The 9621-nt window shown below is 54.9% G+C and carries 5 protein-coding genes; 1 reads left to right on the top strand and 4 read right to left on the bottom strand.

Features of this window, described 5'->3' with window-relative positions; genetic code table 11:
* Window positions 1-27 precede the first annotated feature (27 nt).
* On the bottom strand, window positions 28-3711 hold the full coding sequence (gene metH, locus J2125_RS12640; protein WP_026111778.1) for a methionine synthase: 3684 nt from the start codon (window positions 3709-3711) through the stop codon (window positions 28-30).
* A gap of 199 nt (window positions 3712-3910) precedes the next feature.
* Here metH and iclR point away from each other — a divergent pair, with 199 nt between their 5' ends.
* Window positions 3911-4744, top strand: a complete 834-nt coding sequence (gene iclR / locus J2125_RS12635; protein ID WP_017801708.1) for a glyoxylate bypass operon transcriptional repressor IclR — start codon at window positions 3911-3913, stop codon at window positions 4742-4744.
* On the opposite strand, the gene aceK is transcribed toward iclR, so the two are convergent.
* Genes aceK through aceB form a run of 3 tightly spaced genes read right to left on the bottom strand, consistent with a single transcriptional unit; the run spans window position 4716 to window position 9438 of the window.
* Complete coding sequence (gene aceK / locus J2125_RS12630) at window positions 4716-6467, bottom strand: bifunctional isocitrate dehydrogenase kinase/phosphatase (RefSeq protein WP_017801709.1); 1752 nt, start codon at window positions 6465-6467, stop codon at window positions 4716-4718. The two genes, iclR and aceK, sit on opposite strands and share 29 nt — an antisense overlap.
* A gap of 29 nt (window positions 6468-6496) precedes the next feature.
* Entirely contained in the window at window positions 6497-7807 is a 1311-nt protein-coding gene (gene aceA / locus J2125_RS12625) for an isocitrate lyase (protein WP_017801710.1), read from the bottom strand.
* Between the two features lie 32 nt (window positions 7808-7839).
* On the bottom strand, window positions 7840-9438 hold the full coding sequence (gene aceB / locus J2125_RS12620; protein WP_017801711.1) for a malate synthase A: 1599 nt from the start codon (window positions 9436-9438) through the stop codon (window positions 7840-7842).
* Window positions 9439-9621: the final 183 nt, after the last annotated feature.

Genomic DNA, 9621 nt, shown 5'->3' with positions numbered 1-9621 from the left:
ATGCGCCCCATGCCTTTTTAGCGCCGCTTAATCCGCATCATAGCCAAGGTTGGGCGCCAGCCAGCGCTCGACGTCGGTTACCGGCATCCCTTTACGCGCGGCGTAATCTTCAATCTGATCGCGCTGCAACTGGGCGACAGCAAAATATTTGCTTTCGGCATGGCTGAAATACCAGCCGGACACCGCCGCGCCCGGCCACATGGCGAAAGATTCGGTCAGTTTCATGCCGGTATGGCGTTCCACATCCAGTAATTTCCAGATGGTGGCCTTCTCGGTATGCTCCGGACACGCCGGATAGCCTGGCGCCGGACGAATGCCCTGATAGTTTTCACGGATCAGTTCTTCATTACTGAGATTTTCATTGGCGGCAAAGCCCCAAATTACCTTACGCACCCGCTCATGCAGATACTCGGCAAAGGCTTCCGCCAGACGATCCGCCAGCGCTTTCACCATGATTTTATTGTAATCATCGTGCTGCGCATCAAAGGCTGCCGCCAGCTCATCCTCCTCCAGCCCACCGGTGACCGCAAAGGCGCCAAGATAGTCGGCTTTACCGCTGGATTTTGGCGCGACAAAATCGGCCAGGCAGTAGTTGGCAAAGCCGGTTTTTTCCGTCTGCTGACGCAAGTGATGACTGATTTGAATCACATGGGAGCGTGATTCATCCTGATAAATTTCAATATCATCGCCGACACGGTTGGCCGGGAAAATTCCCACCACGCCACGCGGATTAAGCGTGCCCTGATTGTGCAGCTGATCCAGCATCGCATTGGCATCAGCAAGCAGGCGCTTCGCCTCTTCTCCCACCACTTCATCTTCAAGGATGCGCGGATATTTGCCCGCCAGCGACCAGGTCATAAAGAATGGCGTCCAGTCGATGTAGTTACGCAGCGTATCGATAGAGGCCTCCACCGCGCTAACCCCGAGGCGATGCGCCACCGGCGGCGTATAGTGTTGCCAGTCAAAAGCGAAATCGTTATCACGCGCAGTCTGCAAGCTGACCGGCGGCGTACGCGGTTTTTTACGCGCATGCTGAATACGCACGGTGTCGTACTCTTTACGCGTGCGCGCGACAAAATCATCATGCTGGGTAGCGGAGAGCAGTGCCGATACCACGCCCACGGTGCGCGAAGCGTTCTGCACATATACCGTCGGGCCACTGTAGTTCTGCTCAATTTTCACCGCAGTATGCGCTTTCGAAGTGGTAGCGCCGCCAATCAGCAGTGGCAGGGTAAAGCCCTGGCGCTCCATCTCTTTCGCCACGTTGACCATCTCATCCAGCGACGGGGTGATCAGCCCGGAAAGGCCGATAATATCGGCATTCACTTCACGCGCGGTTTTCAGGATTTTCTCCCCCGGCACCATCACACCGAGATCGATAATTTCGTAGTTATTACACTGCAACACCACGCCGACAATGTTTTTACCGATATCGTGGACATCGCCTTTTACCGTCGCCAGCACGATTTTGCCGTTGGTCTGGCCCTTCTCTTTACTGGCTTCGATATACGGTTCCAGGTAAGCCACCGCCTGCTTCATTACGCGCGCGGATTTCACCACCTGCGGCAGGAACATTTTGCCTTCGCCAAACAGATCGCCAACCACATTCATCCCGGCCATCAGCGAGCCTTCAATCACTTCGATTGGACGCGCCACTTTCTGCCGCGCCTCTTCGGTGTCGGCTTCAATAAATTCGGTGATGCCTTTTACCAGCGAGTATTCGAGCCGTTTTTCCACTTCCCAGCTGCGCCATTCCGCCAGCTGTTTATTGCTTTCATCGCCAGATTTGCTGCCGCGATATTTTTCCGCCAGCTCGAGCAGGCGTTCAGTGCCGTCGTCGCGACGATTCAGCACCACATCTTCGACCGCATCACGCAGCTCCGCCGACAGATCGTCGTAAATCGCCAGCTGACCGGCATTGACGATACCCATATCCATGCCGTTGCGGATGGCGTAATAGAGGAATACCGCGTGAATCGCTTCACGTACCGGATCGTTACCCCGGAATGAGAACGAGACGTTGGAGACACCGCCGGAGATCATTGCATGCGGCAGTTCACGTTTAATATCTTCACAAGCGCCGATAAAGTCCTGCGCGTAGTTATTGTGCTCTTCAATCCCGGTGGCCACGGCAAAGATATTCGGGTCAAAAATAATATCTTCCGGCGGGAAACCGACCTCTTCGGTCAGAATTTTATAGGCGCGACGGCAGATTTCGATTTTGCGCGCGCGGGTATCCGCCTGCCCCACTTCATCGAAGGCCATAACCACCATTGCCGCACCGTAGCGACGCACCAGCTTCGCATGGTGGATAAAAGCGTCCACTCCCTCTTTCATCGAGATAGAGTTAACTATGCCTTTGCCCTGAATGCATTTCAGCCCTTTCTCGATCACCTCCCATTTAGAGGAGTCGATCATAATTGGCACGCGCGCGATATCAGGTTCACCGGCAATCAGATTGAGGAAACGCACCATCGCCGCTTCGGCGTCGAGCATCCCCTCATCCATATTGATATCGATAATCTGCGCGCCGCTTTCTACCTGTTGCAGTGCCACTTCCAGCGCTTCGTTATATTTTTCTTCTTTAATCAGCCGTTTAAATTTCGCCGAGCCGGTGACATTGGTACGTTCGCCGACGTTAACAAACAGCGATTCGGCGCTGATATTCAGCGGCTCAAGACCAGAGAGGCGGCAGGCCACCGGAATATCCGGCAGCTGGCGCGGCGCGACGCCATCGACAATCTGCGCAATCGCGGCGATATGTTCCGGCGTGGTGCCGCAGCAGCCGCCGACAATATTCAGGAATCCCGCCCGCGCCCATTCGCCAATCTGCTCAGCCATAATAGTGGCATCAAGATCGTATTCACCAAAGGCGTTCGGCAGACCGGCATTCGGATGCGCGGTAACATAGCATTCCGCCAGCCGTGACAGCTCCGCCACATACTGACGCAACTCATCCGGGCCCAGCGCGCAGTTAAGACCAAATGACAGCGGTTGCGCATGGCGCAATGAGTTATAGAAAGCCTCGGTGGTCTGACCGGAGAGCGTACGCCCGGATGCATCGGTGATGGTGCCGGAGATCATCAGCGGCAGATCGACGCCCAGCGCGTCAAATTCAGTCTGCACCGCGAAGATCGCCGCTTTGGCGTTAAGGGTATCAAATACCGTTTCGATCATAATCAGATCGGAGCCGCCTTCCACCAGCGCGCGCGTCGATTCGCGGTAGGCTTCCACCAGCTGATCAAAGGTGACGTTACGGAAAGCCGGGTCATTCACATCCGGTGAGATGGAGCAGGTACGGTTGGTCGGCCCCAGTACGCCAGCCACATAGCGCGGACGGTGCGGGGTTTTCGCTGTCCACTCATCGGCGCTGGCGCGCGCCAGTTTCGCCGCCACGAAGTTAATCTCCGCCGACAGCGATTCCATATGGTAATCCGCCATCGCGATAGTGGTGGAGTTAAAGGTGTTGGTTTCGAGAATATCAGCACCGGCGGCCAGATAGCCGTCATGGATAGCGCTGATAATGTCAGGCCGTGTCAGTACCAGCAGGTCATTATTACCCTTCAGATCGCTCTGCCAGTCAGCAAACCGCTCGCCGCGAAAGTCGCTCTCTTCCAGCTTATAACTTTGGATCATTGTGCCCATGCCGCCATCCAGCACCATGATGCGTTTCGCGAGCTGCTGTTGCAGCGCTTCTGTTCTGTTACTCACACTCGCCTCTTCACCGTCTTCTCGCTGGCTGAAATACCAGCAGGACATACTGGCACAACTTTTGTACCGGTAAAAGCGACGGCGGATGAGACATTTTCAGTTGAACGCCCTGACTGATCCGACCAGAACGCTGTGTGTTGCAATATTAGTCAATAAAACGAAAATGATTTCCACATTCTGAAAAATAAGCGAGTCTGATATGGCCACGCCCGTTCCCACTAAACGTGGTAAAAAACCGCGCAGCGCCGCCGTCCCGACAGCCCAGCCCACCGGACAGGTTCAGTCCCTGACGCGCGGCCTGAAACTGCTGGAAGCGATTGCGGAATCCCACGGCAGTGTGGCGTTAACCGAACTGGCTCAGCAATCAGGCCTGCCCAACTCCACCACTCACCGTCTGCTGACCACCATGCAGCAGCTGGGGTTTGTCCGCCAGGTCGGCGACTTAGGTTACTGGACCATCGGTGCGCATGCCTTTGTGGTCGGCAGCAGTTTTCTGCAGAGCCGTAATCTGCTGGCGATGGTGCATCCGATGCTGCGCAGTCTGATGGAGTCATCCGGCGAAACCGTCAATCTGGCGGTGCTGGATCTAAGCGACCATCAGGCGGTGATTATCGACCAGGTGCAGTGTACTCAGCTGATGCGCATGTCGGCGCCAATTGGCGGTAAGTTGCCGATGCATGCCTCCGGCGCGGGCAAAGCGTTTCTCGCTAATCTGAGCGAACCGCAGGTGACTGAACTGCTGCACCGTAAAGGGTTGTATCACTACACGCCGCATACGCTGATGTCGCCGCACAGCCTGAAGGAGAATCTGGCGCTGGTGCGTAAAACCGGTTATGCCTTTGATGATGAGGAACATGCGCTGGGTCTGCGCTGCGTCGCCGCCTGCATCTATGATGAGCATGGCGAACCCTTTGCCGCCATCTCCATCTCCGGCCCGATATCACGCATTACCGACGACCGCGTAACCGAAATCGGCGCGCTGGTAATTAAAGCGGCGAAAGAGATTACCCGTGAATATGGCGGACATCATTAATGACAGCCGCCATATCTCGCTGACTAAATCGCTGCCGCCGTCGATAGGCATATACATCTTCAATATAACCATCGCGAATGCGTTGTTGCAGCCCGCGCCAGTAATCGGCGCGGAACAGCTCGCTATGCATCTGCTCAAATAGCGCGGCGATAGCCGGATCGCAACACAAATAGTGACGAAACTCTTCCGGGAAAACATCCTCGGGCGCCACGCTATACCAGGGTTCAGAGCTGAGTTCATCTTCCGCATAACGCGGCGGCGGAATATCGCGGAAATTGACCTCGGTCATATAGCTGATTTCATCGTAGTCATAAAACACCACGCGGCCATGGCGCGTGACGCCAAAATTTTTATACAGCATATCGCCCGGGAAAATATTCGCCGCCGCCAGCTGCTTTACTGCATTGCCATACTCTTCAATCGCATCGTGGCGCTGCTGGTCTGTCGCCTGCTCCAGCCAGATATTCAGTGGCGTCATGCGCCGCTCCAGATAGAGGTGCCGGATAATCAGCATCTCGCCACGAATTTCCAGCTTTTCTGCCACTTCACGCTGCAGTTCCGCCAGTAATTCGGCGCTAATGCGCGACCTTTCAATGGCAAAATTTTCAAACTCCTGGGTATCCGCCATCCGTCCCACACGATCATGCTCTTTCACCAGCTGGTAGCACTGCCGCACGCGCTCTGGCGTCACCTCTTTCTGCGGCGCAAAGCGGTCTTTAATTACCTTAAATACCCGGTCAAAACCTGGCAGAGTAAAGACCAGCATCACCAGCCCGCGTATACCGGGCGCCACGACAAATTGATCGTTAGTGCTGGCTGTATAGTGCAGATATTCACGGTAGCTTTCGGTTTTACCATGCTTCTGGCAACCAATCGCCATATAGAGTTCAGCGGTGGTTTTGCCGGGCAGGATCTCGCGTAACCATTCAACCAGCGCGGCAGGCTGTGGCGCATACACCATAAAGTAGGAGCGGGCGAAGCCGAAGACGATGCTGGCTTCACGTTTACGGGTTAAACAGGTATCGATCCATAACTCACCGGCATCGCTGCGGTGAACCGGCAGTAAAAAAGCGTATACCCCGGATGGCAGACAGAGTTTTGCCACTAACCACGCCGCCTTATTGCGATAAAACAGCTCATTCGCCACTTTTAATGTCGCCTGTTGCAGCTCCGTGGCGGCAAAATTCTGTTGCAGATGGGCAATGATATAACCGATATCGCGGCGCAAATCCTGCCACGGCAGACGCAAAGGCAAATCGCCCAGCATTTGCTGCAACAGCGGTTGCCACCCTTGCTGTGCGCTAAAAGCTTTTGCCAGCGGGCGAGGTATGGTGCGAAAACGGCGCTCAGGCTGTGAGCTGAAGATAAACAACCGCTCTGGCGTCAGCGCCTGATGATCAAACAGGCGGCAGTAGACCGAATTAAAAAAGCTTTCGGCAATTTCAAAGCGCGGATAGTCAGGTAATAAATCGGTGTAGATAACCTTGATGCGCGTCAGAAAATCCGCGTCATATGGCAGACCGATACAGCGCAGTTGCTCTACGACCAGCCCGACATGGTGGTCGTAGAGATGGATACGCGCTTTCATCGCCTGCTGCACCGCCAGCCAGTCGGCCTGTTCGAAACGCTGCTGAGCGCCAGCGGTGATCTCGAGGAAGCGCCCATATTGCGCGTCAAACCCCTGCAGAATGGTTTGCGCAATCAGTTTTTCGCTTGCTGACATAGCGCGTCCTCCCGCCAGGCGACAAATGATTAATGATCGAATTGCTGCTCTTCAGTCGAACCGGTTAACGCGGTAACCGATGACGCGCCACCCTGAATAATGGTGGTGACGTTATCGAAATAGCCGGTTCCCACTTCCTGCTGATGTGACGAAAAGCTGTAACCCTGCCTGATGGCGGCAAACTCCGGCTGCTGCACTTTCTCGACGTAGTGCCGCATCCCTTCTCCCTGCGCGTAAGCCTGCGCCAGATCGAACATGTTGAACCACATGCTGTGGATGCCCGCGAGGGTAATAAACTGATATTTGTAGCCCATCTCCGCCAGCGCCTGCTGGAAGCGCGCGATGGTGCGGTCATCGAGGTTTTTCTTCCAGTTAAACGACGGCGAGCAGTTATAGGCCAGCAGCTTGCCCGGAAAACGCGCATGAATGGCATCGGCAAAGCGCTGCGCCTGCGCCAGATCCGGCGTCGAGGTTTCGCACCACAGCATATCGGCATAAGGCGCATAGGCCAGTCCGCGGCTGATCGCCTGATCAATCCCGGCGCGGGTACGGAAGAAACCTTCCGGCGTGCGCTCACCGGTAATAAACTCCCGGTCATATTCATCGCAATCGGAAGTGATCAGATCGGCGGCATCGGCATCGGTACGGGCGATCAGCACCGTCGGTACATCCATAACGTCCGCCGCTAAACGCGCGGCAACCAGCTTCTGAATCGCCTCCTGCGTCGGCACCAGCACCTTGCCGCCCATATGGCCGCATTTTTTCACCGAGGCCAGCTGGTCTTCAAAATGCACACCCGCCGCACCGGCGCTAATCATCGACTTCATCAGTTCAAAGGCATTCAGCACGCCGCCGAAGCCCGCCTCCGCATCGGCGACAATCGGCAAAAAGTAGTCGGTATAGCGCGCATCGCCCGGTTCAATATTGCCGGACCACTGAATCTGATCAGCACGCTGAAAACTGTTATTAATCCGCTCCACCACCGCTGGCACCGAGTTCGCCGGATAGAGCGACTGATCGGGATACATGCTGGCCGCCAGATTGGCATCGGCCGCCACCTGCCAGCCAGAGAGATAAATCGCTTCAATACCCGCTTTCGCCTGCTGCAACGCCTGACCGCCGGTCAGCGCACCCAGACTGTTGATATAACCCTTCTTCGCGCCGCCGTTCAGCAGCGCCCACAGTTTTTCCGCTCCCTGCTGCGCCAGCGTACAGGCCGGATTGACGGAACCACGCAGTTTCACCACTTCCGCCGCGCTGTAAGGGCGGGTAATGCCTTCCCAGCGTGCATTGCGCCAGCTTTGTTCTGTTTTCTCAATCTGTTGGGTACGTGAGGTCATAGCGGATACTCCGTGGTTGTCGGGAATAAGGCTTAAGGGATCAGGCGGTAACCTGGCAGCGTAAGAAACTCCACCAGTTCAGCTTCAGTCGTGATGCGCTCCATCAGACGCGCGGCGTCATCAAATCGTCCCTGACAAAAACGCTGGTCCCCCAGCTCTTCCTGAATCACCCGCATCTCTTCCGCCAGCATCTGGCTGAACAGCGCGCGGGTCACTGTCTCACCGTTGGTCAGGGTTTTCTGATGGCGAATCCACTGCCAGATTGAAGTTCGCGAGATCTCAGCGGTCGCCGCATCCTCCATCAGTCCATAGATCGGCACGCAGCCATTACCGGAAATCCAGGCTTCGATATACTGCACTGCGACCCGAATATTGGCGCGCATCCCCGCTTCAGTGCGTTCACCTTCGCAGGGTTCCAGTAACTGTTGCGCGCTGATCGGCGCATCGTTTTCACGCAGTACATCCAGCTGGTTCGCTTTGTCACCCAGCGCCTGGTCAAATACCGCCATTACCGCGTCGGCCAGCCCCGGATGCGCAATCCAGGTGCCATCATGGCCATTGACTGCTTCACGCTGTTTATCGGCGCGCACTTTATTCAGCACCCATTCGTTGCGTTCAGGCTCTTTACTGGGAATAAATGCCGCCATACCGCCCATGGCAAAAGCGCCGCGACGGTGGCAGGTTTTAATCAACAGCCGCGAATACGCATCGAGAAAACCCTGCTCCATGGTGACTGACTGGCGATCGGGTAAGACACGATCGGCATGATTCTTCAGCGTTTTGATATAGCTGAAGATGTAATCCCAGCGGCCGCAGTTAAGTCCGACAATATGTTCACGCAGGTGATACAGGATCTCGTCCATCTGAAATACTGCCGGCAGGGTTTCAATCAGCAGCGTCGCTTTAATCGTGCCGCGCGGCAGATCGAAACGATCTTCGGCATAGCTGAATACCTCACTCCACCAGGCCGCTTCCTGAAAAGACTGGGTTTTTGGCAAATAGAAATAGGGACCACTGCCTTTGGCCAGCAGCGCCTGATAGTTGTGGAAAAAGTAGAGCGCGAAATCAAACAGGCTGCCGGGAATCGCTTCACCACGCCATAACACATGCTTTTCCGGCAGATGCAGTCCGCGCACCCGGCAAATCAGCACCGCAGGATCGGGTTTGAGCTGGTAGATTTTGCCCGCTTCATTGCTGTAGCTGATAGTGCCTCTGATCGCATCACGCAGGTTGATCTGCCCGTCGATCACTTTCTGCCATGAAGGCGTCAGTGAGTCTTCAAAGTCCGCCATAAACACATTCACATTGGCATTCAGGGCGTTGATCACCATTTTGCGTTCTACCGGGCCGGTGATCTCTACCCGACGATCCTGTAAATCCGTCGGAATACCACGGATCTTCCAGCCCGCACTTTTAATGGAAGTGGTTTCCGAAATAAAATCAGGCAGCTCGCCATTATCAATTTTGCGCTGTACCAGCGTACGTTCAGCCAGTAGCCCGTTGCGACGTGGCGTAAAGCGCGTCACCAGCTCACCAAGAAAATCAACCGCGCCATCGGTTAAAACCTGCTGTTCCGCACTGCCAAAGGGCTGACTGAATGCCAGCTCAGTAGTGATTACATGTTGTGTCATGTTCGCCCTCTCCCGTTTGATCCTGCACGATCGATCGTCTGATCTGCCTGCTGCTGTTTTTATAAGCTACAAGATCAAAGCATAATCAGAAAAAATTCAAAATCAAAAACTATTTCCATTTTAATAATGAAAGCGAATTAAGAGATTGAAAATTAATGCAATAAAATTGATAAGCGAAAGGAA

The sequence above is a fragment of the Winslowiella toletana genome (genome assembly GCF_017875465.1).
Taxonomy (GTDB): domain Bacteria; phylum Pseudomonadota; class Gammaproteobacteria; order Enterobacterales; family Enterobacteriaceae; genus Erwinia; species Erwinia toletana.
The sequence above is the reverse complement of the archived record's forward strand: the minus strand, read 5'-3'. Positions and strand labels throughout refer to the sequence as shown.

Excerpts from the sequence above, each read along its gene's own strand:
- aceA (WP_017801710.1), bottom strand. The coding sequence starts at position 7,807 with ATGACCTCACGTACCCAACAGATTGAGAAAACAGAACAAAGCTGGCGC.
- aceB (WP_017801711.1), bottom strand. The coding sequence starts at position 9,438 with ATGACACAACATGTAATCACTACTGAGCTGGCATTCAGTCAGCCCTTT.
- iclR (WP_017801708.1), top strand. The coding sequence starts at position 3,911 with ATGGCCACGCCCGTTCCCACTAAACGTGGTAAAAAACCGCGCAGCGCC.
- aceK (WP_017801709.1), bottom strand. The coding sequence starts at position 6,467 with ATGTCAGCAAGCGAAAAACTGATTGCGCAAACCATTCTGCAGGGGTTT.